The sequence below is a fragment of the Kribbella rubisoli genome (genome assembly GCF_004217145.1).
In the GTDB taxonomy this organism is placed as follows: Bacteria; Actinomycetota; Actinomycetes; order Propionibacteriales; family Kribbellaceae; genus Kribbella; species Kribbella rubisoli.
The window spans coordinates 249,193-275,490 of record NZ_SHKR01000016.1; the positions used below are offsets into that span (position 1 = coordinate 249,193).

Sequence of the window (26,298 nt, forward strand, 5' to 3'; positions counted from 1 at the left end):
GGTCAGCCTGCCAGATCAGCAGCGCACGCAGCGATCGGCTGCGCGACCGGCACGCCGGAACCGTCCCGGCGCGGGTCGATCGGCGGCAGATCCACCGGTGCGCCACTGCTCGCACTGGCCTTCACCGGCGCCGCACCGATGAAGCCGAGCAGCAGCCCGTCCTCACCCTTGAGCAACCGCTGGCAGCGCACACCGCCGGTCCCACGGCCCTTGCCCGGGTACTCGCTGAACGGCGTGACCTTCACCGCGCCGACCTCCGTCCCTGGCAGCGCCGACGACGAGCCCGCGATCGTGACGACCTGCGCCTCCCGGCCTGCGTCGATCGCGCCGAAGAACACGACCTTCGCCTTCGCGGCCAATCGGACACCGGCCATACCGCCCGCGGTCCGTCCCTGCGGCCGTACTGCGGACGCCGGGAAGTGCAGCAGTTGCGCGTCGGAGGTGATGAAGCACAGCTCCTCGTCGCCCGTGGTCAGCTCGACCGCGCCGATGACCTCGTCGCCGTCCTTGAGCCCGACGATCTCCCACGAGTCGCGGTTGCTCAGGTGGTCCGGCACGACCCGCTTCACCACGCCGCCCGTCGTACCGAGAGCGACACCGACCGACTCCGGGTCCATCGTGGTCAGCGCGAGCGCCTTCTCACCCGGCTCCAGCGACACGAACTCGGCGATCGGCGCGCCGCCCTGCAGGTTCGGTGCTGCGGCGGTCGTCGGTACGGCGGGAAGGTCGAGCGACTCGAGCCGGATCAGCCGGCCGGCGCTCGTGATCAGGCCGTACTGCCCACGGGCCGTGCTCTTGATCGCGGAGACGATCGCGTCGTGCTTCGCGCGCGCCTCGCCGCCGCCGAACGGCTCGACCCCGTTCGTCCGGGCCAGCAGCCCGGTCGAGCTCATCAGGATCCAGCACGGGTCGTCGCTGACCTCGAGCGGCACGGCGGCTGTCTTGGTCGCGCCGGACGACTCCAGCAGCACGGTCCGTCGCGGGGTGCCGTAGGTCTTCGCGATCTCCGCGAGCTCGTCGGACACCGTCTTCTGCAGCAGCTTCGGGTCGTCGATGATCGCGGTCAGCGCCTCGATCTCGCGCTCCAGCTCGCCCTTCTCGGTCTCCAGCTCGAGCTTGGAGTACTTCGTCAGCCGGCGTAGCGGCATGTCCAGGATGTAGTTCGCCTGGATCTCGGACAGGTCGTAGATCTCGATCAGCCGGGACCGCGCCTCGGCCGAGTCGTCGCTGCTGCGGATGATCTGGATGACCTCGTCGATGTCGAGGATCGCGATCAGCATGCCCTCGACGATGTGCAGCCGGTCCTGCGCCTTCTTCCGGCGGAACTCGCTGCGCCGGCGGACCACGGAGTACCGGTGGTCGAGGTAGACCTCGAGGAGGGGCTTCAGGCCGAGCGTCCGCGGCTGGCCCTCGACCAGGCAGACGTTGTTGACGTGGAACGCGTCCTCGAGCGGGGTCAGCTTGTACAGCTGCTCCAGCAGCGCCTCGGGGACGAAACCGTTCTTGACCTCGATCACCAGCTGGGTGCCGTGGGTCCGGTCGGTCAGGTCCTTGACGTCGGCGATGCCCTGCAGCTTCTTCGCCTGGACCAGCGTCTTGATCTTCTCGATCACCTTCTCCGGGCCGACGGCGTACGGCAGTTCGGTGACCACGATGCCCTTGCGGCGCGGGGTGACGTTCTCGATCCGGGCGGTGGCGCGCATCTTGAAGCTGCCGCGGCCGGTCGTGTACGCGTCCTTGATGCCGTCGAGGCCGACGATCTTGCCGCCGGTCGGCAGGTCCGGCCCGGGCACGAACCGCATCAGGTCGTCGATGTCGGCGGTCGGCGTCTTGATCAGGTGCCGCAGCGCCTGGATCACCTCGACCAGGTTGTGCGGGGCCATGTTGGTGGCCATGCCGACAGCGATCCCGGTGGCGCCGTTGACGAGCAGGTTCGGGAAGGCGGCCGGCAGCACACCCGGCTCTTCCTCCTGGCCGTCGTAGTTCGGCTTGAAGTCGACGACGTTCTCGTCCAGGCCGGCCGTCATCGCCATCGCCGGCGGCGCCATCCGGCACTCGGTGTTGTGATTGACGAATCCACCGGCGAGGAACGAATGATCGTCGCTGTCCACCCGGATCGAGTAGACGGCTTCCGGTGCGCAGTCCTCGACCTTTGTCACTTCGACAAAGCGATAGCCGGAGTCCATGATCGGCGCGACCACGGAGAGAATCTCAGGGTCCTTGAGCTTCGCGACGAGCAAGCTTCGATCGGCCTGCCAGCGCTCGAAACGATCGAAGTTGTGGTTGAGCAGCCAGCTCCTGCCCGTCCCGCGCACCGGATTGAGGGCGTCGCGTACGAAGTCCGCGACGTACGGTGCGTAGTCGCGGGTGAGGCGGTGGGTGTACCGAGGAGCGCGCTCGAGTAACGCGCGGAGCGTGTGTCGCTTCGCCGCGAGGAACCCGATCCGCTCGCTGAAGGCGTGGATGTTGTGCTGGCCGGAGATGACCAGTCGGTACTCGCCGCGCGAGTACTGCGTGAGATTGCTGTGTACGCCGAACTCAAGCAGCAGTTCCTGGAGTCCCGATGCCAGGGTCTCGCTGTAGGTCGAGTACTGGATCGTCATTGACGCGTCGTTGGCGCGGCGAATTCCGCCGTCGCCTTCGTAGAGCGCCATCAGGAACGCGCGTTTGAGTCCGACAGTGCCGTTCCAGACGGCCTCGGGAATGTGCTTGTCGGCCGCCTTGAAGCCAATCATGCTCGCGAGCGGGCTCTCCCGGAACGCGGTCAGGTTCTGGACATCGAGCTCGTGGATCGTGCGCTCCGACCGAGGAGCCTTCCGCGAGTACACGTAGCGCGGGCCGCCCACGACGGCGTCGTACGCTGCGAGTACGTACTCGAAGTACTCCGCGTCTGTGTTGTTGAAACCGGCGCGTTCGGTCGAGGCGAATCCTTCCGACACCCAGGCGCCGAACAGCGTGCCGAGTGTCATCTCGTGAGCCATCGGAACATCCGTCGCCCACGCGTTGCGCGCGAGGCACACCACTGTGCCGGGCTTCACCTCGTCGAGCCGCAGCCACTGGAAAATGGGTACACCGGCGACCGGCACGAGACACAACACCGGGTGGTTGTGACTGCCGCGGAGCGCATGGCCGCTCTTCGTCACCAGTTTCTTCACCGGATGTGTGCCGGAATTGAAGACTTTGCTTGCCTGGACGGGCTTGCCGTCCTTGTCGAGAACCTGCAGGTCCACGAAGGCCTCGGAGTTCTCCGGCAGGTTCACCAGGTCGGCGATCCTGGGAGAGCTGCCGTCGACAAGTCGCACCCGGGTGTCGCCGGTGAGGCAGTACCGCATCGCGGCCGGGCCGTCGTCGAGCGAGCCGAAGTTGCCGTGCGGGTCGATCAGCGGCACCCGCATCGACCAGGACTGGCCGGTCCGGACCAGGGCGTCGTAGATCGCGCCGTCGCCGTGCGGGTGGTACTTACCCATGACCTCACCGACGACGCGGGCGCACTTCACATGCGAGCGGTCGGGGCGGATGTTGTTCTCCGCCATCGAGAACAGGATCCGCCGCTGCACCGGTTTCAGCCCGTCCCGCGCGTCGGGCAGCGCCCGGGCGTAGATGACCGAGTAGGCGTACTCCAGGTAGCTGGTACGCATCTCGTCGGAGACGTCGATGTCGAGGATGCGCTCCTCGAAGTCTTCGGGTTCGGCGGTGCTGGTACGGCGTGCCATGCGGGTCTACGAGCTCCTCGATCAAACCGGTACGACGCCGCGACGGTCCGGCGCCGTACCCATTGTCCCTGGTCAACGGCTGTTTCTGTGCTCATGCCACGCCTCCGGCGCGGCGGGTCATGGGCCACGACCCACCCTTGCGCCGATCATCTCCGCGGTACCGGTCTACTCCATTACCGCGGAGGGCTGTGACCGGCGCAGGATGTACGTGGTCGGGGCCAGAGCGGACCCTATCGCCAGGATCAGACAAAGTCCGCCGATGCCCAGGAGCACACCCCACGGAACCGTGAACGGTACGTCGGCCAGCCCCGCGTTCATCGCGTGCCGGATGAGGATCCCGACCGTCACCGTGATCGCCGTACCGAGACTCAGCGCGACCGCTCCGACCAGCGACGACTCCCACAGCACCATCCGCCGGATCTGGGCCGGCGTTGCACCGAGCAGCCGTGAGGTGATGAACTCGTGCCGGCGCTGCAGACTGCCCATCAGCAGCGTGTTGGCGATCGCGATCGCGCTGTACAGCCCGGCCGGACCGAGCAGCAGGATCAGCCCGAGCTGGTTGCCCTTCCGTACGCCGGCCGCCTGGTCGGCCTCCCAAGCGGCGGCCAGCTGCGCATGCGGCAACTGCTGCACGAGGCTCGCCGGATCGACGCCGTCGGCGGGCAGCACGAACTGCCGCTCCGGCTCCGCCTTCGGTGCATGCTTGCGGGCCAGGTCGAGCGGTATGAGCAACGACGGGTTCACGCCGAACGCGTCCTTCACGATCGCCACCACCCGCAGCTTCACCGGCGTCCGATCGACGAACACCAGCGGGATCTCGTCCCCGACCTTGTACCCCTCGAACCCCGACATTTCCTTGCCGATAGCAACCGTATTCCCGGTCAGCTGACGAACATCTCCGGCCAGCGGAGTGAGGTCCCGGGTCTGCGTGGCGACCACCGGATCGATCCCCTCGACGTCCTCGAGTTCAGCGTCGTCCCGATCGATCCGCACCATCTGAAGCGGTACCCCGGCATCGACCGCTTTCACTCCCGGGCCCGTAACCGGTGCTCCGCCGGTGGCGACGACGGGTGCGCGCACAGCATCACGGATCGTCGCCCCAGCACTGTCTGCGGCGAAGCTCAAGCTCAACACCATGGACCCGGCGACGGCGGATATCGCCAGGATGGGCGCGGCCAGCGACGCGCTTCGGCGTGGCGCGGCGACCACGTTGCTGCGGGCCAGGCGACCGGACACGTGGGTCCACGCCACCAGCGGGACGGCCCACAACCGCCCGACCACCGGTACGACGAGCGGCGCGAGCAGTGTCAGCGCGATCACCATCACCATCGGCGTGAACATCGCCAGCGGTACGGCGCCGTCGCCGCTCGACGGCCGGATCAGTGACAGCATCGTGATCGCGCCACCCATGAACAGCAGGCCGAAGATGATCCTGACCGGCCCGATCCGCGGCGGTTCCAGCGCAGCCTCCCGCAAGGCATCGATCGGCCCGACCCGACCGGCCCGCCGGGCGGCCGACCGCGCCCCGAGCATCGCGACCAACAGCCCCGCCGCGACAGCGATCGCCAGCGGCACCCATGGCGAGGCCGGCTCGAGCTTCACCGGCGCAAGCTCGGTGTACGACGCCTTGTCCAACAGCAGCGGGGTCGCGAGCTGAGCAGCGAGCGCACCGGTCACTGATGCGGCCAGCGCGACGACCAGCGCCTCGCCGAGCACCATCCGGCGGATCTGACGCGGAGTCGCACCGATCAGCCGCAGCAGTCCGATCTCCTGACGCCGCGAGGCCACCGCGAAGGCGAACGTGCTGGCGATGACGAAGATCGTGATGAACCCGCTGATCGCCCCGACCATGTTCAGGACGACCTGCAGCCCCGAGACATCGGCGTCCGAGAACGGCACCCGGATCTGCCGAGGCGCTGCACCGTCGCCGCCCAGCGTGGTGACTGTGATCGCGGACGCGGCCGGCCCGCGGTACGCGATGGTCGCAGCTGTGGCCGTCGCAGCCAGCCCGAGCAGGAACACTCCGACCGCGAGCGCGACGAACGATCCGGCGTACAGAGACCGGTGGCGACTGACGGTCTGCCGGCTGAGGTAGAACAGCTGTGTCATCTCTTTCCCCACCCCACCGCCCCGGTCGGGGGCTCCAGGTCGCTCATGGCCGCGGCGATCTGCGTCGGCGTGGCGCGATCGAGGTGTCCGGCGAGCAGTCCGTCCGACAGGAACAGCACCCGCTCGGCGTACGCCGCGGCCACGGGGTCGTGGGTGACCATGACAACGGTCTGGCCGGCGCGGTCGGTTGCTTCTCGCAGCAGCCCGAGGATCTGCCGGCTGGTACCGCTGTCCAGCGCGCCGGTTGGTTCGTCGGCGAAGAACACCGATGGCTGGGTGATCAGCGCTCGTGCGATGGCAACCCGCTGCTGCTGACCACCGGACAGCTCCGCGGGCCTCCGCTTCGCCTTGCCATCCAGTCCGACCTGGTCGAGTACCCGGTGGACGTCGTTCCGCGACGGCCGGCGTCCGGTCAACCGGAGCGGCAGCGCGACGTTGTCGTAGACGGTCAGCGACGGCAGCAGGTTGTACGCCTGGAAGACGAAGCCCATCTCCGCCCGGCGCAGCTTGGTCAGCTCGACCTCGCTCAGTCCACTCAGCGTCACTCCGTTGAGTACGACGGTGCCTGTGGTCGGCTGGTCGAGTCCGGCCGCGCATTGCAGCAGCGTCGACTTGCCGGAACCGGACGGGCCCATGACGGCGGTGAACGAGCCGCGGCCGAAGTGGTACGTCACTCCGCGCAGCGCGTCGACCGCTCCGGCCTTGGAGCGGTATGTCTTGGTGATGCCGTCCAGCAGCAGCGCGGGCGGCTCGATCGGCGCGACGGTCGGGTACGAGGGCGCGGTAGCGGTCATAGAACCAGGCAACCGCGGAAGCGGGCGCGAAGCCCTGGCCCATGGTGGAGACCTGGAGTAGCGCGCACGCTACCGCCCAACAGGGCGGCCCACCTCTAGTGTTGAGTGGGTGGAGAGTCCGAAGACAGTGTTGAATGCCGCGACTCCGTCGCGGCGGGTCCTGGGGCTGTTGCTCCCGGCCTTCCCTCGTCGCTCCGGTCGCTCCGGTCGCTTCGCTCCCTCCGCTCCTCAGTCCAGGCCGGGAGGCCCCAGGACCGCGTGGGCAGCGCTCGCGTCGCCGCGCTATCTGATTTCGTCGTGGCCGTGGCGTAGCTACGCGTATCTCTTCACGTCGGTGCCGGTCGGTGCGACGGCGATCGGGGTCCTGGTCGGGCTGGCGGCGCTCAGTGCGCTGCTGAGCCCGATTCTCATCGGCATCCTCATGCTGACAGCGTTCCCGCTCATCGGTGCGGCGATCGGGTGGATGGAGCGCTGGCGGGCCGGGCTGATGCTGGTGGACGGCATCAGCAGCCCGCATGCGCAGCTGCCGATCGCACTGTCGCTCAAACAGCGGCTGTCGTTCCGCAGGCGCGAGCAGGCCTCGATGCGGGCGCTGGGGTACGGCTTCGTGCTCGGCGTGCTCATCTGGCCGCTCAGTGCGTTGTTCGCCGGTATCAGCGCGACGATCCTGCTGACCACGTTGGCGGCCCCGATCATCGCCGCCGACGACGAGCTGGGAATGGGGCCGTGGACGCTGGACACCGCGGGGGAGGGGCTGCTGTTCCTGGTGCTGTTCGGGCCGGTGTTCTACGTGTTCAGCTCGTACCTGCTCGGGGTCATCGCCGGCGCTGAGGCCTCGCTCGCGAAGGCCATGCTCGGACCGCGGCAGGAGGAGCTGCAGCGCAACCTCGCCGAGCTCCGACGCTCGAGGCTCGATCTGGTCGACGCGTTCGAGACCGAGCGGGCGCGGATCGAGCGGCACCTGCACGACGGCGTACAACAGCGGCTGGTCGGGCTGACGATGACGCTCGGGCTGGCCGAGCTGGACCTGCCCGACGGCGAGGGACGGCGGCTGGTGGTGAAGGCGCACTCCGAGGCGGAGGCTGCATTGGCCGACCTGCGGGCCGCGGTACGGGGGATCCATCCGCGGGTGCTCGTCGATCACGGGCTGGAGGCCGCCGTACGGGAGGTGGCCGACCGGATGCCGCTCCCGGTGACGGTGCAGCTGTCGACGACCCGCTTGCCACCGCCGATCGAGGCTGCGGCGTACTTCGTAGTGTCCGAAGCGCTCGCCAATGTCGCGAAGCACGCGCAGGCGACGAAATGCGAGGTGTCCGGCTGGGTGGATCGTGAGCGGCTGGTCATCACGATCCAGGACGACGGAATCGGTGGCGCACGTCTCGGTGCGGGGACCGGACTCACCGGGCTGGTGACGCGATTGGACGCATTGGGCGGCACACTCGACGTCGACAGCCCACCCGGTGGGCCGACCCGACTGAGAATGGAGTGCCCGTGCCGACTCGGCGACTGAGCCCTCGACTACGCATTGTGCTGGCCGAAGACTCGCTGCTGTTGCGGGAGGGCCTGGCCAGCATTCTGGATCGCGCCGGGCACGACGTACGGGACTCGGTCGGGGACGCGGACACGCTGCTGGCCGTCGTACGCAAGGAGCCGCCGGACGTGGTGATCACCGACGTACGGATGCCGCCCGGGCACTCCGACGAGGGCCTGCGCGCCGCCGCGGCGATCCGGGCCGAGCTGCCGGCGATCGGGATCCTGGTGTTGTCGCAGTACGTCGCTGACGCCTACCTGTCGACGTTGCTGGAGACAACCACCGGCGGGATCGGGTACCTGCTGAAGGACCGCGTCGGGCACGTCACGGAGTTCCTCGAGTCGCTGGACCGGGTCGCGAACGGCGGGACCGTGGTCGACCCGGAGGTGGTGCGGCAGTTGCTCGCACGACGGCGCAACGACGGGCCACTGGCCGCACTCACGCCACGCGAGCTCGAGGTCCTCGCGCTGATGGCGGAGGGCCGGGTGAACGCGTCGATCGCGGAACAGTTGGTGGTGAGTGAGGCCGCAGTCCGCAAACACGTGGGAAACATTTTCGCCAAACTGCGGTTGGAAGAGGGGTTGGACCGGCGCGTATCCGCGGTGCTGACCTACTTGAGAGGTTGAACATGGACGAGGCGATCCGGAAGATCCTGGCCGACTGCGACACGTGGGCCGTGGTCGGGCTGTCGAACAACACCAGCCGGGCGGCGTACGGCGTGGCGCGGTTCCTGCAGAATCACGGGAAGCGGATCGTGCCCGTGCACCCGTCCGCGGAGACCGTGCACGGCGAGCAGGGGTACGCGACGCTCGCGGACATCCCGTTCCCGGTCGATTGCGTGGACGTCTTCGTCAACTCCGACCTGGCCGGCGACATCGCGGACCAAGCGGTGGGAATCAACGCCAAGGCAGTGTGGTTCCAACTCGACGTAGTTGATCAGGACGCCTACGACCGAACGACCGCGGCCGGACTCACGATGGTGATGAACCACTGCCCGGCGATCGAATGGGGGCGTCTCGGACCGACGCTCTGAGAGGTTCTGATGTTCACGATCGACACGTCCACCGGCTTCGGCAAACGCATCGCGCGGCAACTCGGCCACGAGCGAGTGGTCTGGCTGACGACGGTCGCCCCGTCAGGCACGCCGGCTCCGACGCCGGTGTGGTTCCTCTGGTACGGCGACGAGCTCCTGATCAGCAGCGAGCCGGACAAGGCCAAGCTGCGCAACATCGCGGCGCACCCGCAGGTCAGCGTGAACTTCAACGCGACGCACACCGGGGGAGACGTCGGCGTCATCACCGGTACGGCGGTGATCGAGAGCGAACCGATCCGCGGCGAGGCGCTTGCGGCGTACAACACGAAGTACGCCAACGACATCGCGGGGCTCGGGATGACTCCGGATCAGTTCCATGCGTCGTACTCGGTCCTGATCCGGATCACCCCCGGGAAACTGCGTGGTTTCTAGTTGAGGTAGCCCTCGACGGTGTCGGCCGAACGGGCCTGCGCGTCGTCGGGGTTCTCACCGAATTCACGCCGTGCACGCCGCTGGCGGAGCAGGTCCCAGCACTGGTCCAGCTCGATCTCGACAGCCTTCAGCCGGGCATGCTCGTCGGCGTCACTGATCTGGCCGGCGGAGTGCTTGGCACGAAGGTCCTTCTCCTCCGCAACCAGGTCGTCGATCCGCCCGATGATGCTCTTGTCGTCGCTCATGGGGAAACCGTACGCCCCCGGCTACTTGAAGTCGGACTCGTCGTAGGTGTTGCCGGCGCCGGTCTCGACCTTCGCGGCCTCGTCGGCGCGGAGCTCGACGCGGCGGATCTTGCCGGAGATCGTCTTCGGCAGGTCGGCGAACTCGAGCCGCCGGATCCGCTTGTACGGCGCCAGGTGCTCGCGGCAGAACGCCAGGATCTCCCCGGCCAGCTCCCGCGACGGCTCGTGTCCCGCTGCGAGGACGACGTACGCCTTCGGCACGGCCAGCCGGAGCGGGTCCGGTGACGGTACGACGGCGGCCTCGGCGACCGCGGGGTGCTCGATCAGCACCGACTCCAGCTCGAACGGCGAGATCCGGTAATCGCTGGCCTTGAACACGTCGTCCGACCGTCCGACGTACGTGATGTAACCGTCCGCGTCCCGGCTCGCGACGTCGCCGGTGTGGTAGAACCCGTTGCGCATCACCTCGGCCGTCAGCTCGTCCGCGTCGCGGTAGCCGCGCATCAACGGGACCGGCGCAGGCGCCAGCTCGATGCAGATCTCGCCGTCGTCGCCGATCACGTCGGTGGCCGGGTCGATCAGCGCGATGCTGTACCCGGGCAGCGGGCGGCCCATCGACCCGAGCTTCACCGGCTGCCCGGGGGTGTTGCCGATCTGGGCGGTCGTCTCGGTCTGGCCGTACCCGTCCCGGATGGTGATGTCCCAGGCGTTGCGGACCTGCTCGATCACCTCGGGGTTGAGCGGCTCACCAGCCGAAATGCATTCGCGGATCTGTACGTCGACCGCGGACAGGTCGGCCTGGATCAGCATCCGCCACACCGTCGGCGGCGCGCAGAACGTGGTCACGCCGTACTCCTGCAGGACCTGGAGCATCCGCTCCGCGTTGAAGCGCGTGTAGTTGTAGAGGAAGACGGTCGCACCGGCGTTCCACGGCGCGAACACGTTGCTCCACGAGTGCTTGGCCCAGCCAGGCGACGACACGTTGAGGTGTACGTCGCCGGGCTGCAGGCCGATCCAGTACATCGTCGACAGGTGGCCCAGCGGGTAGCTGACCTGCGTGTGCTCGACCAGCTTCGGCTGACTCGTCGTACCGGAGGTGAAGTACAGCAGGAGCGGGTCGTCCGCAGCGGTGTCGACCTCAGGGACCGGACCGTCGTAGCTCTCGGTGTCGGCGTACGACAGCCATCCCTCGGCCCCTGAGCCGAGAGCACCAACGGCCACGCGGATGCAGTGGTCCGCGATCCCGGCGTACCGGCCGGCGTCGGCGCCACTCGTGACGACGGCGCGGACGTTGCCTCGGGAGATGCGGTCGGCGAGGTCGGCGTCGGTGAGCAGGGTGGTCGCGGGGATCATCACCGCGCCGGCGCGGATGCAGCCGAGCATCGTCTCCCACAGCTCGACCTGGTTGCCGAGCACGATCAGCACGCGATCGCCCGGCTTCAGACCAGCCTCGGTGAGCCAGCCGGCGACCTGGCGGGACCGCTCGGCCATCTCAGCGTACGTCCGGGTGGTGACTTGGCCGTCCTCCTCGACGATGGTCAGCGCGGCCACCTCGGGCTGCTCGACCGCGAGGGCGTCGAACCAGTCGTGCGCCCAGTTGAACCGCTCCAACGCCGGCCAACTGAAGTCCCGGTACGCCGTCTCGTAGTCGTCGCGATGCGCTACCAGGAAGTCCCGGGCCGCCCGGAACTCCCGGGTCACCGCCGAGGTGCTCTGCTCCGTCGCCATGCCGCGCACATTACCCATTCAGGACCCATTCAGGGCGAGAACAGCCCCCGCCACGACGAGCGGCGTGAGGATGAGGCCGCGCCAGAGGAACGACCACCAGGAGATGTCCACCCGCGCCGCGTCGCAACGCGCCCGCCAGAGCAGCGTGGCGAGCGAGCCCCACAGGGTCAGCATGCATCCGCAGTTGACGCCGATCAGCAGCGCCATCATCCGGTGTGGACTGCTGGAGGCGACCGGCTCCATCGCGAGGTACGCCGGCAGGTTGTCGAACAGGTTCGCGCCGACGGCAGCAGTCGCGCTCAACCGCAGCTCGGACGTGGTCCCCGCGATCCGGCGGAGCAGATCCTCGAGCCCGTGGTCGCTGAGGAACCCGACCACGGTGAACAGCACCACGACCGTGATGACGAGCTTGTACGGGATCAGCGACCACCGCAGCACGCTGCGCCGCCGGATCGCGAACAGGATGACCAACGCGATCGCCCCGATGCTGGCCGGCCACGCGACCTCCACACCGGACACGAACGCGGGCCCCATCAGCACACACACGCCTGCCGCGCCCCAGAACAGCACCTTGTCCTCGACCGGCGGGGTCGGCGGTACGGCGTACGTCCGGCGCAGGTCGCGGTGGAACAGGGCCGCGAGTACGACGACCGTGATCAGGATCGACGCGATCGCCGGACGCCAGCTCACCGAGATGAACGACGTGTCCAACTGGCGGAACTGATGGAGGGCGAGGAGGTTCGTGAGATTGGACACGGGCAGCAGCAACGATGCCGTACCGGCCAGCCAGACCGTGGTGAACGCGAACAGCTTGGGCGGGATGTTCAGCTGGCGGGCCATCGACAGCACGACCGGCGTCAGCAACACCGCGCAGGTGTCCAACGACAGCACGATTGTGAGCCCGGTGGCGAGCGCGACGACCAGCAGCCAGAGCCGCCAGACCCGGCCCCGGGCGAGGTGCGCGGCCTCCCGTGCCGCGACGTCGAACACCTTGGCCTGGTCGGCCAGTTCGGCGATGACGGTCACGGCGATCAGGAACACCAGCACCGGCGCGATGCGCTCGACCAATATTCACGACCTCCGAGGTGACTGTTTGAGTACGCTTGCCAGGTGACTCTCTTGATGCCACGACTCCGTCGCGGCGGGTCATGGGGCTGGTGCTCCCGGTCTTCCCTCGTCGCTCCGGTCGCTGCGCTCCCTGCGCTCCTCGGTCCAGACCGGGAGGCCCCATGACCAAGGGCCAGTATGACCAGGAGCTGCCGGACGGCTATCCGGCGGAGTACGAGGCTGACGTCGTCCTGCGGGACGGCGCCACCGCGCATCTTCGCCCGATCACGCCCGGCGATGCCGACCTGCTGGTCGCGTTCTACTCGCGGGTGTCCGAGCAGTCGAAGTACTACCGCTTCTTCGCCCCGTACCCACAGCTATCCGACCGCGATGTGGCCAGGTTCACCCAGGTCGACTACCACGACCGCCTGGCGCTGATCGTCACCGTCGGTGACGAGATGATCGGCGTCGGCCGCTACGAGCGGACCGGACGGCACACGGCGGAGGTCGCGTTCCTGATCGAGGACGCGCACCAGGGCCGCGGTCTGGGGCAGCTGTTCCTCGAGCATCTGGCGCAGGCCGCCCGCGAGAACGGGATCCACCGGTTCGTCGCCGAGGTGCTGCCGGACAACCGGAAGATGATCACGGTCTTCGCCGAGGCCGGGTACAAGGTCGCCCGCGAGTTCGAGGACGGCGTGATCGTGGTCGAGTTCGACATCGCGCCGACCGACACCTCGTTCGGCGTGATGCAGGCCCGTGAGCAGCGGTCCGAGGCATTGTCGATCGCGCGACTGCTGACCCCGTCGTCGGTCGCGGTCATCGGCGCGAGCCGGCGTGAGGGCACGATCGGCAACGCGCTGCTCCGCAACCTCCGCGACGGCGGCTTCCCGGGCCGGTTGTACGCCGTGAACACCGACACCAAGGCCGACGAGATCGAGGGCGTCCCGGCGTACCCGACGATCCGCGAGGTCCAGGACACCGTCGACCTGGCCGTCGTCGCGGTGAAGGCGGAGATGGTCGCGGACGTCGTCCTCGACTGCGCGGCCAAGGGCGTGCGCGGGCTGGTCGTCGTGTCGAGCGGGTTCGCCGAGATCGGTGACGAAGGGCGGAAGCGGCAGCGGCACCTGGTCGGTCTGGCGCGCTCGTACGGCATGCGCGTGATCGGCCCGAACGCGCTCGGCCTGATCAACACCGCGGCCGGCGTCTCGCTGAACGCGACGCTCTCACCGCTGATGCCGAGCAGGGGCCGGGTCGCGTTCTTCTGTCAGTCCGGCGCCCTCGGCGTACCGATCCTGGCCGACATGGTCGGTCGTGGCCTCGGCCTGTCGAGCTTCGTCTCGGCCGGCAACCGCGCCGATGTCTCGGGCAACGACCTGATGCAGTTCTGGTACTCCGACGAGGCCACCGAGGTCGTCCTGCTGTACCTCGAATCGCTCGGCAACCCGCGCAAGTTCAGCCGGGTCGCGCGCCGGCTGGCCGGTCGCAAGCCGGTGGTCGCGCTGAAGTCCGGGCGGGCGACCCAGGGCGTGCCGGTCGGGCAGATGGTCCGGCGCAGCCTGTTGCCTCCAGCAACCGTCGAGTCGATGTTCCGGCAGAGCGGCCTGATCGGAGTGGACACCACGGGTGAGCTGTTCGACGTCGCTCAGTTGCTCGCGCACCAGCCGCTGCCGAAGGGCCGCCGGGTCGCGATCGTCTCGAATTCCGACGCGCTCACGCTGCTCGCGCTGGACACGATGGCGAGCTGTGGCCTGGAGGTAGCCGGCGAGCCACACAACCTGAGCGCGGACGCGACTGCCTCGGACTTCGGCGTGGCTCTGTCCGAGGTGTTCGCGGACGACCGGGTGCACTCGGTCGTGGTGATCTACACGCCGCCGGTCCAGTCCAACGGCGCCGAGGTCGCGCAGGTGCTGGCCGCGGCTGCCGCCGGGTCGGACAAGCCTGTGGTGTCGACGTTCCTCGCGTCCCGCAGCGTGCCTGCCGAGCTGCGCGTCCCCGACGAGGACGGTGGCGCCGCGCGGGGATCCATCCCGTCGTTCCTCAACCCGCAGTACGCCGTGGGCGCGCTCGCGAAGGCAACGCAGTACGCCGAGTGGCGCAGGCGCTCCGACAGCCGGATCCCGGATCTGCCGGAGGTGGACACGGCCGGGGGAGAGGACTTCGTCGCGGAGTTCCTGCAGCGGCATCCCGGTGGCGCTGACCTCGCCGAGGCGGACCGCCAGCGGCTGTTGAGCTTCTACGGGATCACGGTGTTGCCGGCGTTCCCGGTGCTGAGCGCGGACGAGGCGGTCGACCGCGCCGCGGACCTCGGGTTCGAGGTGATCCTCAAGGCGACCGCGGAGCAGTGGCGGATGCGGCCCGACCTGGCCGACATCTGGCGGCACATCCACGATGAAGAGGACATGCGGGCGGCCTGGGCGGAGATGACGCAGACGTTCGGTGTCGCGTCGGATCCGGGTCGGGCGCAGTTCGTCGTACAGAAGATGGCGCCGCCGGGGGTGCCGGTGGTGATCTCGACGATCGAGGACGTGTCGTTCGGGCCGGTGGTCACGTTCGGGCTGTCCGGGGTGGCGACGGACCTGCTCGGCGACCGCTCGTACCGGATGCCGCCGCTGACCACGCGGGACGCGGCCGAGATGGTGCGCGAAGTGAAGGCGTCGCCGCTGCTGTACGGGTACCGCGGCTCGGACCCGGTCGACATCTCCGCGATCGAGGACCTGCTGCACCGCGTCTCGCGCCTCACGCTCGACCTCGAAGAGGTCGTCCGCCTCGACCTCCGCTCGGTCCTGGTCTCCGCCAACGGCGCCTGCGTCCTCGACACCCGCGTCCGCATCGCCCCGAACGAAAAACCCCGCCAAGACACCCCAGCCCGCCGCCTCACCTAACCTCCACCACCCCCCGCCCACGGGCTCGCCCCGTGCCTCCTGGGTGGGTTAACCCATCCTGTTGTGGGTTCCCCACCCTGTAGACAGTGGGGGAACCCGCCACGGGATGGGTTAACCCACCCAGGAGGACCGAGGCACGCGGCGCGGGGCACGGGGCGCTGGCGCGGGGGAGTGGGGCGTGAGGTGGGCGCGCCGGGGTGGGAGGTTCGGGGCCGGGGGAGGTGTTAGGGGTGGCGGGTGTAGATGCTGTTCTGGCGGGTGAGGAGGCGGGTGTCGACGAGTTGGCGACGGAGCGCGGCGTGGTCCGGGTGCCAGCGGTTGAGGATCTCGTTGACCTCGGTCTCCGGGTAGCTGCGGCCGACCTCGAAGCTCTGCGCCAGGTGCTCGAGCACGATCCGGAACTTGTCCGGGTACGTCGGGAAGTGCGTGAGCCGGCCGTCGCGGATGAACGACCTGAGCACGTTGTCCCGGGCCGGATCCGGGTCGAGCGGAACGCGCTCGGGGCGGCTCTCACGGACGGCGTCCTTGAACACGGCGTCGTCCGCCGTGAACCCGTCGCGGGTGGCTTCGATCAGTCCGCCCTTGGTCAGCCGCTGCAGGGCCTTCACCACGACCGGCGCGGCCAGTCCGGTGCTCCCGGCAACCTGCTCGGGAGTGGAGGCGCCGAGGACGATCGCGGAGTACGTCCGCAACCTCGACGGTTCGGCCAGCAGACCACAGAGCTGATCGGTGTTCATACATTTCACGCTAACGATTACCGCAACAGGATTATGATCCGCAGCATGCAGCCTGGTCCGCACAATGCGATCACCGATGTCCCCGGAGTGCTTGTCGGTCAGGTGGAGCGTGTCGATGCGCCGTACCTGACCGGTACGACGGTCATCCACGTGCCGACGACCGCCGTCGCCGGCGTCGATGTCCGCGGCGGAGCGCCCGGCACCCGTGAGACCGATCTGCTCTCGCCGGTGAACTCGAACGGCGGCGTGAACGCGATCGTGCTGACCGGCGGCAGCGCGTTCGGTCTCGACACCGCAGGCAGTGTGATGCGCTGGCTGGAGGAGCGCGGCGAGGGCGTCCGTGTCGGCCAGGGCGAATACGACGTGGTGCCGATCGTGCCGACCGCGGTGATCTTCGACCTGGCCCGCGGCGGCGACTTCAAGGCCCGGCCGGAGCCGTCCTGGGGAGCGGACGCGATCGCCGCCGCCACCGACGGACCTGTTGCCTTGGGCAACCACGGCGCCGGCGCCGGAGCGCGTGCTCGCTCGTTGAAGGGCGGCGTCGGCTCGGCGAGCGTACGGCTCGACGACGGTACGACAGTCGGCGTACTCGTGATCGTCAACGCGGCCGGCTCGACGGTCGACGCGGACGGCAACCTGTACGGCGCCCGCTACGGGATCGGTGACGAGTTCAGCCACCTGCGGACGCCGGTCGAGCCGCCGCCACCCGCCGCGCCCGGTCGCAATCTGATCCCAGGGCCGTCGATGAACACCGTGATCGCCGTAGTGGCGACCGACGTACCGCTCGACAAGGCGGCGACGACGCGGATGGCGATGGTCGCGCACGACGGGCTGGCCCGCGCGATCGATCCGATCCACACGCTCGTCGACGGCGACAGCATCTTCGCGTTGTCGACCCAGGTGGCCGACGACGACCGGCCCCGGCTGAGCGTCACCGATCCGATGGCGCTCGGACAGCTCGAGACGCTCTACGCGGCCGGTGCGCGCACGCTCTCGCGGGCGATCGTGCACGCGATGCTGAACGCCGAGTCGGTGGAGACGCCGGGCGGCACGATCCCGAGCTACCGCGACGCGTATCCGTCGGCCTTCCCGGCCTGACGTACGACTTGAGTCGTACGCCGGCCTGCCGAAAGGCGTCGGAAGGCGACGGCAAGACCGGTCTGCAGGCCGACGATCGCGGGCGCCGTAGACGGAAGGCTCAGGGCTATGAACTTCCAGAGTCCCCAGTCGCAGGTCGTGCTCTCCGGTCACGGCCTGGTCAAGTACTACGGCAGCGTGGTCGGCCTGGCCGGCGTGGACGTTGCCGTCCGGTCCGGCGAGGCCCTCGCGGTGATGGGTCCGAGCGGCAACGGCAAGACCACCCTGCTGCATGTGCTGGCCGGGATCCTCACGCCGGACCAGGGGGAGGTCTGGCTCGCCGGCGAACGAGTGGACCAGCTGAACGACGCCGCCCGGACAGTACTGCGTCGGCGCCGGCTCGGTTTCGTGTTTCAGGACAACCAACTGCTGGCCGAACTGCCCGCGGACGAGAACGTAGCGCTCCCGTTGATGGTGGACGGTCTGAGCCGGCGGGACGCGATCGGGCGGGCGCGGAACATGCTCGCCCAGGTCGGCCTGGCCGCTGAGGTCGGCCGTCGTCCGGGCGAGCTGTCCGGCGGTCAGGCCCAACGAGTCGCGATTGCCCGTGCTCTGGTCGGCGAACCACAGGTGGTGTTCGCCGACGAACCGACCGGTGCCCTTGATGCAGCGACTGGCTCGCAGGTGATCGACCTGCTTGTCGGCGCCGCCACCTATCGAGGTGCTGCAGTAGTAGTCGTCACTCACGACAATGCGGTCGCCGCCCGCTGCCACCGCGCCCTCCACATCGTCGACGGTCGAGTCAGTGAGTCAACGGGAGTCGCACGATGAATCCGATGACTGACCTCGGTCTGCGCTTCGTACGTCGTCCCGGCCCGGGCGGTCGAGCCGCCAACCTCGCGGCGCTCGGAGCGACCGCAGTGGTCGCCTTGCTGGTGACCTTCTTGATCGCGGGCTCACTCGGACTGTCGCACCGGTCGGAGCGGATCGGCTGGCGGAGTGGGGACAAGGCCGATCCGGCGACCGCGATCGGTGCGCTGAATCTCGACGACGACCAGCGCGTAGACGGCCACCGGATGTCCGTCCTCGACCTGGCAACGCTCAAGCCCAACGAACTCCCGCCACCGCCCGGCCTCGACCACACTCCCAAGCCCGGCGAGGTCTTTGTCTCGCCTGAGGTCGCCAAGCACTGGTCCAGCCTGAGTACGAAGTACGGCGTTGCGCAGCCGACCGGCGTGATCAGCGCGAAGGGTCTGTCCTCGCCGGAGGAGTTCATCGTCATCCGCGGTGTCCAGACGATCCCGGTCGACGAGCATCCGCAGTACGTCAGTAGCTGGCACGAGAAGGTGTGGGACAGCCGCATGCTCGGCCTGCTGATCGCAGTGGCCTTCGGCATCACGCTTGTGCTGTTCCCGATCCTCAGCCTCGTCGGCCAGGCAGCCGGTGTCGCAGCCAAGCGCCGCGAACACAGACTGGCCGCACTACGTCTCGCCGGCGCCACCCGAACGCAGGTCCTCTGGCTGAGCGCGGTGGAGCAAGCTGTCCTCGCTCTGGCCGGTGCGGTGGTCGGACTGGTCGGCTACACGGTCCTGAGCCCACTGATCGCCCGCATCCCGCTCGGCGGCGGACGCTGGTACGTCGGCGACATCACCGTCAACTGGTGGACAGTCCTCGTCGTACTGGTCGCCGTACCGGTCCTGTCTGTAGTGAGCGCGCTGATCGGCCTGGGCCGCGTGAGCATCACTCCGCTGGGCGTTGTCCGCGGTCAGACTCGCAAGGGCGTCAGCGTGGTGCGCATCGGCCTGCTGGTGATCGGTCCACTGATCCTGGCCTACTACGGCATGCAGGCAGCTCTCCTGCCCTTGCTGATCGGGGTCGGGTTCGCTGCGCTCGCCGTACGGATCATCGGCCCGTTCGCAGTGCAGGTCGTCGGCAAGACGATGGCGAACCTGGCCAACGGACCCGTGACGCTGCTGGCGGGTCGCCGGCTTGTCGACGACCCGAAGGGCGCTTTCCGACCGGTGGCGGCGCTGGTCCTGTCGGGCTTCGTCACCGGCTTCATCTCGGTGTTCATGCCGCCCGGTGACGACGACCCGAGCTTCCACGACATGCGGATCGGAGTGGCACTCCTGCTGTCTCTGGTCTTCCTGACTGTTGCAGCGTCGACTGCAGCCGGTGCGGTCGGTACTGCGCTCGACCAGGCGGCTCCGGCCCGAGCGCTGCGGCGGTCCGGCGTACCGCTGAAGGTCATTGAGCGGTCGGCGCGGGTAGCGGCCGTCGTACCGGTGATCGGGGTCGGGCTGCCGGTCGTCGGGTTCGGCGCGCTGTGCGGGCTGGCGCTGAGCGGCGGGAAGGTCATCACGCAGGGCAGTTCCGGCGTACTGCTGCTGATCGGGCAGGTTGTGGCCGGGCTGATCCTCGTCGCGGTCGCGGGCGCCGCCGGTGCGCCGGTACTGCGGAAGGCGAGTGCGAACTGAGCGTGGTTGTCCACAAGGGTCGAACGCTCGGGCTCGCGATCGTGCAAGGATGAGGGCATGCGTGACCTGAATACACCGGAGCTCGCGGACGCATCCGCGGACCTGCGCGAGGCGATCGATCGGTGCGGCTACTACCCCGACGTGGTGACGGATTCGCTCGAGGTGGCGATCGCCGGCGAGCCGATCCGGGCGTATGTGCTGCAGCACGAGCCGACGTTCGACCGGGACGAGGTCCGGCGGCACATCACGATCCTGGCGCTGACCCCGAGCCGGCTGATCGTCGGCCACACCGACGAACACGCCGCCGACGAACTGATCCGCGCGCCGTATGCGTCGACCTCCACCGAGGCGATCCCGCTGCACCGGGTGAACGCCGTCGTCGTGAACCGCGTCGTCCCGAACCCGGCCGGCTACGCCTCCGGCAAGGCCGACCCGGCGGTGGCCGGCGCCGGTGAGGTCGTGCTGACGATCGGCTGGGGCATGGTCAACCGGATCGACCTCGAGCCGGCCGTCTGCGCCGACCCGAACTGCGAGGCCGACCACGGGTACACCGGGTCGGTCGCGGCCGACGACATCTCGCTGCGGATCAGCGCCGCGGCCGACGGTCCGGCCGGGATCCAGCAGGTGCTCGAGTTCGCCAAGGCACTGTCCTTCGCGACCACCAGGTAGCGCCGTGATCGTCCCGGTGTCCCCGCAGTACGGCGGCGGATCGCTCGCCGACGTACTGCCGTCGGTGTCCGGTGCGCTGTCGGTGCCGGGGGAGACGAACGTCCTCGGCCTGCCCGCCGCCTCGCGGTACGCCGTACTGCTCCTCGACGGCCTGGGGTGGAACCTGCTCCAGCGCTACTCCGAGGCCGCGCCGTACTTGTCCTCGCTGATGCCGGCCAGCCGAAGTCTGACTGCCGGTGTGCCGTCGACGACCGCGGTGAGTCTGACGAGTCTTGGCACAGGGCTGCCGCCCGGTGCGCACGGCATCGTCGGCTACACGTCGATCGTCCCGGAGACCGGCGACCTGCTGAATGCGCTGGCCTGGGATGCCCCGGTCGACCCGCGTCGCTGGCAACCGCATGGCACGGTCTTCGAACGGGCAGCCGCCGCCGGCGTCGCGACTCGCAACGTGAGCAAGGCGCGGTTCGATTCGTCCGGTCTGACGGCTGCCGCGTTCCGGGGGAGTGCGCACCGCGGCGCGGACACGGTCGAGGACCGGTTGGACGCGACCCGATTCGCGAGTCGCGAGGGGAAGTCGTCGCTGGTCTACGTGTACGACTCGCAGCTCGACTACATCGGCCACCAGCAGGGCTGCGACTCGTGGCAATGGCAGAAGGAACTGTCTGCGGCTGACGACTTCGCCCTGCAGGTTCGCTCAGCCCTCCCGCGCGACGCCGTACTGCTCGTCGTCGCGGACCACGGCATGATCGACATCGCGCCCGAGCAGCGCGTGGATATCGACCTCGAGCCGGCGCTGACCGACGGCGTACGCGTCGTCGGCGGTGAGTCCCGCTTCCGCCACCTGTACTGCGTTCCCGGGGCCGAGCTCGATGTCATCGCGACCTATACCGAACGGCTTGGCGACAAGGCCCTGGTTTTGTCGCGGTCGGACGCGATCGCGCGCGGCTGGTTCGGGCCGGTCGAGGATCGGGTGGCGCCGCGTCTCGGTGACGTCATCGTCGCGTCGCTGGGTCCGGTCGCGCTGGTGGCATCCCGTCGGCACGCCCAAGAGGCGAACCTGATCGGTCTGCACGGCTCGCTGACCGCCGACGAGATGGAGATCCCGCTGCTCGTCGACGCCGGACGCTAGAAGCTCCAGACGTTCCAGTAGAAGCTCGTCTGCGCGGTCTTGGCTTCGCCGTCGCGGGCGATCACGGTGACCTTGTAGCGACCCGAGCCGGGCGTCAGGACGCCGGTGATCCAGCCGCGTTCGGGGTCGATCGACAGCCCGGGCGGAAGGCCGGCGGCGGTGTAGCTGATGTCGCCCGAGCCGCCCGTACCCTTCATCAGCAGCGGAATCGCCGGGATGCCGCCGACACCGATCTGCTCGCCCGGTTCGGTGATCGCGATCGCGCCCTGCGGTTGCGCAGGCGCGGCTCCGACCGCCTCGGCGGCATCGACGAGACCCTCACCGTAGAACGAGTTGTTGGCCGTCGGACCGACGCATTCGCCGGTCGCGCCGGGCGGGCAGGCGAGGTCGTTCGCCTGCTGGGCGAGCCGGGCGCGTACCTCGGCGACCGTGAGTTTAGGGTCGGCGCTTCGGAGCAGCGCCGCGACACCGGCGACGTGCGGCGACGCCATCGACGTACCCTCGAGGATCTTGTAGCCGCCGCCCGGCACCGTCGAGTACACATCCTCACCCGGGGCGGCCAGGTTGATCTTGTTCACGCCGAAGTTCGAGAACTGCGATTTGACGCTGGTCGGGTCGACGGAGCCCACGACGATCACGTCCGGCAGTTCGGTCGGCAGGCTGATGCAGTCGTTCGTGACGGTCCGCGGTGCGGCGGTCGAGTCGTCCGGGCTGGAGTCGTCGCCGGACTTGTTGGCCAGGTCGTAGTCCTCGTTGCCCGCCGCGGCCACGTTCACGACGCCCTTGCTGTCCGAGTACGCGACGGCCCGGCGTACTGCCTCGGCGATCGCGTCCTGGTCCTTGTCGCTCGGGCACAGGAACAACCACGGGTCGACGTAGTAGCTGTTGTTCGTCACCGAGACACCCTTGTCGGCGGCAAACATGAACGCGCACACCGTGTCCTCCGGGAAGAACAACTGGTTGCCGGCCTCGGCGATCCGGATCGACGACACCTTCACGCCCGGGGCGACCCCGATCATGCCGACGCCGTTCCTCGCGGCCGCGATCGTCCCCGCGACATGCGTGCCGTGCTCACCGACCGGACGCCACGCGCCCGGCCGGGTGTCGGCCTTGCCGTACGCGCAGGACGCCGACTTCGACGCGTCGAAGTTCGCCTTCAGATCCGGGTGCTGGTCGTCCACGCCGGTGTCGAGTACGCCGACAGTCACGCTCTTCGAGCCCTGGTTCTTCTGCCAGGCCCGGTCGGCGCCGATCTGCGTCATGTCGGAGCGATCCGTCTCCGGAGCGGTCGTCGCGGTCTCCGGGACCGCGGACGGGATCGCCGGGTTGTCGACATCGGCCGGGAGGTCCGTCGTACGCGTCGCTCCGGCCTTCTGGACACCGGCGACGTCGCGCATCTTGTTGATGAAGTCGGGAGCCGTCGAGTGCGCCACGATCACGCCGATGGCGTCGTACGTCGCGTAGACCGTGCCGCCGTTCTGCGTGACGGCTCCGGTGACCTTTCCGGTCTGGTTCGGTTCGGTGATCACGAAGTACGCACGCAACCCCGCCTCGGCCCGGACCGGTGTCGCACTGGCCGGCAGAGCGGCGGTGGCGACCGTGAGACAGGCCGCGAGGATGAGGAGCAGAGCTTTGCGCACGATCCATTCAAACCGCACCGGGGCTCAGAACCAAGCCGCACCGAACGACACACCCCGACGTGCGGTGCGAACCATTGACTTGGCAGGATGATCGCCCGTGGCTGAGCTCCTCTATTTCACCGGGACCATGGACTGCGGCAAGTCGACGCTGGCCCTCCAGATGGATCACAACCACAAGGCGCGAGGACGGCTCGGCCGGATCTTCACCAGCCACGACCGCGCCGGGGAGTCGGTGCTCTCGTCCCGGCTCGGTCTGTCCGCGGAGGCGGTCGAGGTGCGGGCCGAGTTCGACTTCTGGGAGTACGTCGTCAGCGAGCTCACCCAGGGCGGACGGATCGATTACGCGGTGTGCGACGAGGCGCAGTTCTACAGCGCGCTGCAGATCGAGCAGCTGGCGCGACTGGTCGACGAGCTGCAGATCGACGTGTTCTGTTTCGGGATCCTGACCGACTTCCGGGCGACGCTGTTCCCCGGCTCGGCCCGGTTGGTCGAGCTCGCCGACCGGATGGAACTGCTGCAGGTCGAGGCGTTGTGCTGGTGCGGTGAACGGGCCACCCACAACGCCCGTACGATCGGTGGGGAGATGGTGACCGAGGGCGAGCAGCTGGTGGTGGGTGACATGGTGACGCGCGACCTCGAGCCGGCGTACGAGGTGCTGTGTCGCCGGCATCACCGCCGCCGACTCACCCAGGCCCGCGCCCGCGCCACCCTGTCCCCAGAGGTCCTGCCGTTCGGAGGAGCTGCTTCATGAGCGAGCGCAGCGAGTTCATCAAAAAGTACAGCGCGGACAGTGCCTCATCCGCGCCCGGAGCGAAGCGAGGACGTGGATGAGCCCGTTGATCACCGTTGACGAACTGCGCGCGCTGTCGCCTGTGCTCGCGGACGTGACGTGGAACCTGGCGGGTCCGCCCGGCAAGGAGGCGTACGACGCCGGCCACCTGCCCGGCGCGTACTTCGTCGACCTCGAGACCGAGCTCGCCGGTCCGCCCGGCCCCGGCCGCCACCCGTTGCCTGACGCAACCACCGTGACCGGCACGTTCCAGCGCCTCGGCATCACCTCTGCCGACACCCCGGTCGTGGTGTACGACGCCGCGAACTCCATGTCCGCCGCTCGCGCGTGGTGGATCTTCCGGTACTTCGGGTTGACCGACGTGCGCGTCCTCGACGGCGGACTCGCCGCCTGGAAGGCCGCCGGGGGAGAGGTCGCGGTGGAAGCACCGGCCGACGGAGCCGGCACGTTCACCGCAACGCCCGGCCAGTTGCCTGTCCTCGACGCCGACGGTGCGGCCGAGGTCGCCGCGAAGGGCATCCTGCTGGACGCCCGCGCTCCGGAGCGCTTCGCCGGTGAGGTCGAGCCCATGGACCCGGTCGCCGGCCACATCCCCGGCGCCACCAACGCTCCGACCACCGCAAACGTTGACGAAACGGGCCGCTTCCTCCCTGCCGCCGATCTCCGCACCCGCTTCGAGAAGCTCGGTGTGACACCGGACGCCGAGACCGCCGTCTATTGCGGCTCCGGCGTGACCGCCGCCCATGAGGCCTTGGCACTTGAATCCGCTGGTCTGCCTTCGAAGGTGTACATCGGCTCGTGGTCCGAGTGGATCACCGACCCGACCCGCCCGGTAGCCACCGGATCAAGGGACTAGTACGACGCGCTCGCCGGGCGCAGCCTGCGTGGTCCAGGCCTGCTGCACGTCTGCGAGCGGGACCGCACGTGGGTTGATCGCCAGCGTGCCTGACGTGATGAGGGTGGCCAGCTCGGGCAGTTCGGCGAGGATGTCGCGGCCGGAGACTGAGCCTTGGCCGCTGCCGATGATGGTGAGCGCGGCGGCCCTCAGCAGGTAGGACGGGAGCGTCAGCTCGCGCGAGGCCATCGAGCCGATCTGGATCCAGGTCAGCGGTTGGGCCCGGTCGGAGCGCGCGTGGAGGATGGCGGACATCGCCTGCTCGGTCGGCTCGCCCCACAGGTAGTCGAGAACGATGTCGACGTCAGCGGCGGTCTCGGCGACAGCATCGAGCGTAACCGCTTCATCCGCGCCCAGCGACGTGAGCAGTTTCAAGCGTTCGGAGTCGCGGCCGGCGCCGATCACCTTGGACGCGCCCAGGTGCTTGGCGATCTGTACGGCGAGTTGTCCCGCGTTCCCGGTCGCGCCGAGGACGAGAACGGATCCGCCGTGGAAGTCGGCGCGTCGCCGGAGCGCGATCCACGACGACATCGCCGGATTCATCCCGGCCGCGACCGCCACGGGATCGGTGCCCTCAGGCAGTACGACGGCACGCCGGCGATCCACGGCTGCCCGCTCCGCCATCGTGCCGACCGCGTTGTCATCGGCAACGAAGTACAGCAACTCACCGTCGGTTGTGCGTGCGACTCCGTCGATACCGGGCACCATCGGCAGGGCGCCCTCCGACGTGTAGTGCGTCCCGTTCGCCGCCGAACGCACCCGCGGATGGAGGCCGGCGGCAACCACCTCGACGACATCGGGTCCGGCCGGTTCGGGGAACACGTCGTACGTCGGCGGCTCGTCGAACGACCGGACCACGGCTGCGTACATCAAGCACCTCGCACAGTACTTTGTCTCACGTACTACTTTACGAGGATAGTTTGTGCCACGTACCACGTCAACTAGACTCCGGAGCATGAACACCGTGGATGCCCTCGTGCAGTTGTCGTTCCAGATCCAGCGGATCCTCGCTGCGGTCGGCGCCGAGCACGACCTGTCGATCATCCAGATCCGGCTGCTCGGGATCCTCCGCGATCGGCAGCCGGGCATGCTCGAGCTCGGCCAGCACCTCGGCCTCGACAAATCCTCGATCACCGGCCTGGTCTCACGCGCGGAGAAGCGCGGCCTGGTCCAGCGCACCCCGTCGCCGCACGACGGTCGTGGCGTACTCGTGGCACTGACGCCGGCCGGCCGTCGCCTGGCCGAACAGGGCGAAATGCAGATCACCCGCCGGATCACCGAGCTGACCAAGGCGCTGAACGCAACCCAGCGGAAGCAGTTCACCCAGCTGGCGTCCGTGCTGGTCACCCCTTGACATAGGGGCATTGCTG

21 protein-coding genes and 3 pseudogenes are annotated in these 26,298 nt (G+C 68.8%); 13 read left to right on the forward strand and 11 right to left on the reverse strand.

From position 1 onward, the window contains the following. Positions 1-2 precede the first annotated feature (2 nt). The 5 genes and pseudogenes from EV645_RS43300 to EV645_RS33825 form a co-directional block, all read right to left on the reverse strand. Positions 3-2,084 (reverse strand): annotated as a pseudogene (locus EV645_RS43300) (DNA gyrase/topoisomerase IV subunit A); the annotation flags it as partial. A gap of 366 nt (positions 2,085-2,450) precedes the next feature. After that, a pseudogene (locus EV645_RS43305) lies at positions 2,451-2,981 on the reverse strand (LAGLIDADG family homing endonuclease); the annotation flags it as partial. Between the two features lie 171 nt (positions 2,982-3,152). Then, positions 3,153-3,713 (reverse strand): annotated as a pseudogene (locus tag EV645_RS43310) (DNA gyrase subunit A); the annotation flags it as partial. 165 nt (positions 3,714-3,878) lie between these two features. Beyond that, entirely contained in the window at positions 3,879-5,822 is a 1,944-nt protein-coding gene (locus tag EV645_RS33820) for an FtsX-like permease family protein (RefSeq protein ID WP_242000825.1), read from the reverse strand. Then, entirely contained in the window at positions 5,819-6,616 is a 798-nt protein-coding gene (locus EV645_RS33825; RefSeq protein ID WP_130448141.1) for an ABC transporter ATP-binding protein, read from the reverse strand. The genes EV645_RS33820 and EV645_RS33825 overlap by 4 nt, the downstream gene beginning before the upstream one ends. 289 nt (positions 6,617-6,905) lie before the next feature. Between EV645_RS33825 and EV645_RS33830 the strand changes: the two genes are divergently transcribed. Genes EV645_RS33830 through EV645_RS33845 form a run of 4 tightly spaced genes read left to right on the forward strand, consistent with a single transcriptional unit; the run spans position 6,906 to position 9,612 of the window. Continuing rightward, positions 6,906-8,126, forward strand: a complete 1,221-nt coding sequence (locus EV645_RS33830) for a sensor histidine kinase (RefSeq protein WP_277877144.1) — start codon at positions 6,906-6,908, stop codon at positions 8,124-8,126. Continuing rightward, on the forward strand, positions 8,108-8,773 hold the full coding sequence (locus EV645_RS33835) for a response regulator transcription factor (protein WP_198682044.1): 666 nt from the start codon (positions 8,108-8,110) through the stop codon (positions 8,771-8,773). The genes EV645_RS33830 and EV645_RS33835 overlap by 19 nt, the downstream gene beginning before the upstream one ends. Before the next feature lie 2 nt (positions 8,774-8,775). Beyond that, positions 8,776-9,180, forward strand: coding sequence for a CoA-binding protein (locus EV645_RS33840; protein ID WP_198682045.1), 405 nt, complete (start codon positions 8,776-8,778; stop codon positions 9,178-9,180). Between the two features lie 9 nt (positions 9,181-9,189). Next, complete coding sequence (locus EV645_RS33845; protein ID WP_130448143.1) at positions 9,190-9,612, forward strand: TIGR03667 family PPOX class F420-dependent oxidoreductase; 423 nt, start codon at positions 9,190-9,192, stop codon at positions 9,610-9,612. Here EV645_RS33845 and EV645_RS33850 read toward each other — a convergent pair. From EV645_RS33850 to EV645_RS33860, 3 genes are read right to left on the reverse strand one after another with little or no spacing between them, the layout of a single operon-like run. Next, a complete protein-coding gene (locus tag EV645_RS33850; RefSeq protein ID WP_130448144.1) occupies positions 9,609-9,857 on the reverse strand; it encodes a DUF2630 family protein in 249 nt (82 codons plus the stop codon). The genes EV645_RS33845 and EV645_RS33850 overlap by 4 nt on opposite strands. A gap of 21 nt (positions 9,858-9,878) precedes the next feature. After that, on the reverse strand, positions 9,879-11,585 hold the full coding sequence (locus EV645_RS33855) for an AMP-binding protein (protein ID WP_130448145.1): 1,707 nt from the start codon (positions 11,583-11,585) through the stop codon (positions 9,879-9,881). Positions 11,586-11,603: 18 nt separating this feature from the next. Beyond that, the gene (locus tag EV645_RS33860) at positions 11,604-12,653 is read right to left on the reverse strand and encodes an ArsB/NhaD family transporter (protein WP_242000827.1); all 1,050 of its coding nucleotides are present in this window, start codon (positions 12,651-12,653) and stop codon (positions 11,604-11,606) included. A 161-nt stretch (positions 12,654-12,814) separates the two neighbouring features. On the opposite strand from EV645_RS33860, the gene EV645_RS33865 reads away from it, so the two are divergent. After that, positions 12,815-15,514, forward strand: coding sequence for a bifunctional acetate--CoA ligase family protein/GNAT family N-acetyltransferase (locus EV645_RS33865; RefSeq protein WP_130448147.1), 2,700 nt, complete (start codon positions 12,815-12,817; stop codon positions 15,512-15,514). Between the two features lie 224 nt (positions 15,515-15,738). On the opposite strand, the gene EV645_RS33870 is transcribed toward EV645_RS33865, so the two are convergent. Continuing rightward, positions 15,739-16,251, reverse strand: a complete 513-nt coding sequence (locus EV645_RS33870) for a DUF2087 domain-containing protein (RefSeq protein ID WP_130448148.1) — start codon at positions 16,249-16,251, stop codon at positions 15,739-15,741. A gap of 45 nt (positions 16,252-16,296) precedes the next feature. On the opposite strand from EV645_RS33870, the gene EV645_RS33875 reads away from it, so the two are divergent. The 5 genes from EV645_RS33875 to EV645_RS33895 all read left to right on the forward strand — a co-directional run bounded on the left by EV645_RS33875 (position 16,297) and on the right by EV645_RS33895 (position 21,603). Then, on the forward strand, positions 16,297-17,349 hold the full coding sequence (locus EV645_RS33875; protein ID WP_130448149.1) for a P1 family peptidase: 1,053 nt from the start codon (positions 16,297-16,299) through the stop codon (positions 17,347-17,349). A gap of 108 nt (positions 17,350-17,457) precedes the next feature. Then, the gene (locus EV645_RS33880) at positions 17,458-18,159 is read left to right on the forward strand and encodes an ABC transporter ATP-binding protein (RefSeq protein WP_198682046.1); all 702 of its coding nucleotides are present in this window, start codon (positions 17,458-17,460) and stop codon (positions 18,157-18,159) included. Between the two features lie 5 nt (positions 18,160-18,164). Then, entirely contained in the window at positions 18,165-19,805 is a 1,641-nt protein-coding gene (locus EV645_RS33885) for an FtsX-like permease family protein (RefSeq protein WP_242000828.1), read from the forward strand. A gap of 57 nt (positions 19,806-19,862) precedes the next feature. Next, positions 19,863-20,474, forward strand: coding sequence for a DUF5998 family protein (locus EV645_RS33890; RefSeq protein ID WP_130448151.1), 612 nt, complete (start codon positions 19,863-19,865; stop codon positions 20,472-20,474). A gap of 4 nt (positions 20,475-20,478) precedes the next feature. Then, entirely contained in the window at positions 20,479-21,603 is a 1,125-nt protein-coding gene (locus tag EV645_RS33895) for an alkaline phosphatase family protein (RefSeq protein ID WP_130448152.1), read from the forward strand. On the opposite strand, the gene EV645_RS33900 is transcribed toward EV645_RS33895, so the two are convergent. Beyond that, positions 21,600-23,243: a S8 family peptidase gene (locus EV645_RS33900; RefSeq protein WP_242000829.1), complete on the reverse strand. Its 1,644-nt coding sequence runs from the start codon at positions 23,241-23,243 to the stop codon at positions 21,600-21,602. The two genes, EV645_RS33895 and EV645_RS33900, sit on opposite strands and share 4 nt — an antisense overlap. Before the next feature lie 97 nt (positions 23,244-23,340). Between EV645_RS33900 and EV645_RS33905 the strand changes: the two genes are divergently transcribed. Further along, positions 23,341-23,994, forward strand: a complete 654-nt coding sequence (locus EV645_RS33905) for a thymidine kinase (protein ID WP_130448154.1) — start codon at positions 23,341-23,343, stop codon at positions 23,992-23,994. 76 nt (positions 23,995-24,070) lie between these two features. After that, positions 24,071-24,889 (forward strand): sulfurtransferase, encoded by an 819-nt coding sequence (locus EV645_RS33910; protein WP_130448155.1) that lies wholly within the window; start codon positions 24,071-24,073, stop codon positions 24,887-24,889. Here the strand turns inward: EV645_RS33910 and EV645_RS33915 are convergent. Then, positions 24,878-25,798 (reverse strand): quinone oxidoreductase family protein, encoded by a 921-nt coding sequence (locus EV645_RS33915; RefSeq protein WP_130448156.1) that lies wholly within the window; start codon positions 25,796-25,798, stop codon positions 24,878-24,880. The two genes, EV645_RS33910 and EV645_RS33915, sit on opposite strands and share 12 nt — an antisense overlap. 85 nt (positions 25,799-25,883) lie before the next feature. Between EV645_RS33915 and EV645_RS33920 the strand changes: the two genes are divergently transcribed. After that, complete coding sequence (locus EV645_RS33920) at positions 25,884-26,282, forward strand: MarR family winged helix-turn-helix transcriptional regulator (protein ID WP_130448157.1); 399 nt, start codon at positions 25,884-25,886, stop codon at positions 26,280-26,282. The last annotated feature ends 16 nt before the right edge of the window (positions 26,283-26,298 follow it).

Excerpts from the sequence above, each read along its gene's own strand:
- EV645_RS33855 (WP_130448145.1), bottom strand. The coding sequence starts at position 11,585 with ATGGCGACGGAGCAGAGCACCTCGGCGGTGACCCGGGAGTTCCGGGCG.
- EV645_RS33880 (WP_198682046.1), top strand. The coding sequence starts at position 17,458 with ATGAACTTCCAGAGTCCCCAGTCGCAGGTCGTGCTCTCCGGTCACGGC.
- EV645_RS33820 (WP_242000825.1), bottom strand. The coding sequence starts at position 5,822 with ATGACACAGCTGTTCTACCTCAGCCGGCAGACCGTCAGTCGCCACCGG.
- EV645_RS33845 (WP_130448143.1), top strand. The coding sequence starts at position 9,190 with ATGTTCACGATCGACACGTCCACCGGCTTCGGCAAACGCATCGCGCGG.
- EV645_RS33885 (WP_242000828.1), top strand. The coding sequence starts at position 18,165 with ATGACTGACCTCGGTCTGCGCTTCGTACGTCGTCCCGGCCCGGGCGGT.
- EV645_RS33910 (WP_130448155.1), top strand. The coding sequence starts at position 24,071 with ATGAGCCCGTTGATCACCGTTGACGAACTGCGCGCGCTGTCGCCTGTG.
- EV645_RS33915 (WP_130448156.1), bottom strand. The coding sequence starts at position 25,798 with ATGTACGCAGCCGTGGTCCGGTCGTTCGACGAGCCGCCGACGTACGAC.
- EV645_RS33840 (WP_198682045.1), top strand. The coding sequence starts at position 8,776 with ATGGACGAGGCGATCCGGAAGATCCTGGCCGACTGCGACACGTGGGCC.
- EV645_RS33870 (WP_130448148.1), bottom strand. The coding sequence starts at position 16,251 with ATGAACACCGATCAGCTCTGTGGTCTGCTGGCCGAACCGTCGAGGTTG.
- EV645_RS33890 (WP_130448151.1), top strand. The coding sequence starts at position 19,863 with ATGCGTGACCTGAATACACCGGAGCTCGCGGACGCATCCGCGGACCTG.
- EV645_RS33865 (WP_130448147.1), top strand. The coding sequence starts at position 12,815 with ATGACCAAGGGCCAGTATGACCAGGAGCTGCCGGACGGCTATCCGGCG.
- EV645_RS33875 (WP_130448149.1), top strand. The coding sequence starts at position 16,297 with ATGCAGCCTGGTCCGCACAATGCGATCACCGATGTCCCCGGAGTGCTT.
- EV645_RS33920 (WP_130448157.1), top strand. The coding sequence starts at position 25,884 with ATGAACACCGTGGATGCCCTCGTGCAGTTGTCGTTCCAGATCCAGCGG.
- EV645_RS33850 (WP_130448144.1), bottom strand. The coding sequence starts at position 9,857 with ATGAGCGACGACAAGAGCATCATCGGGCGGATCGACGACCTGGTTGCG.
- EV645_RS33825 (WP_130448141.1), bottom strand. The coding sequence starts at position 6,616 with ATGACCGCTACCGCGCCCTCGTACCCGACCGTCGCGCCGATCGAGCCG.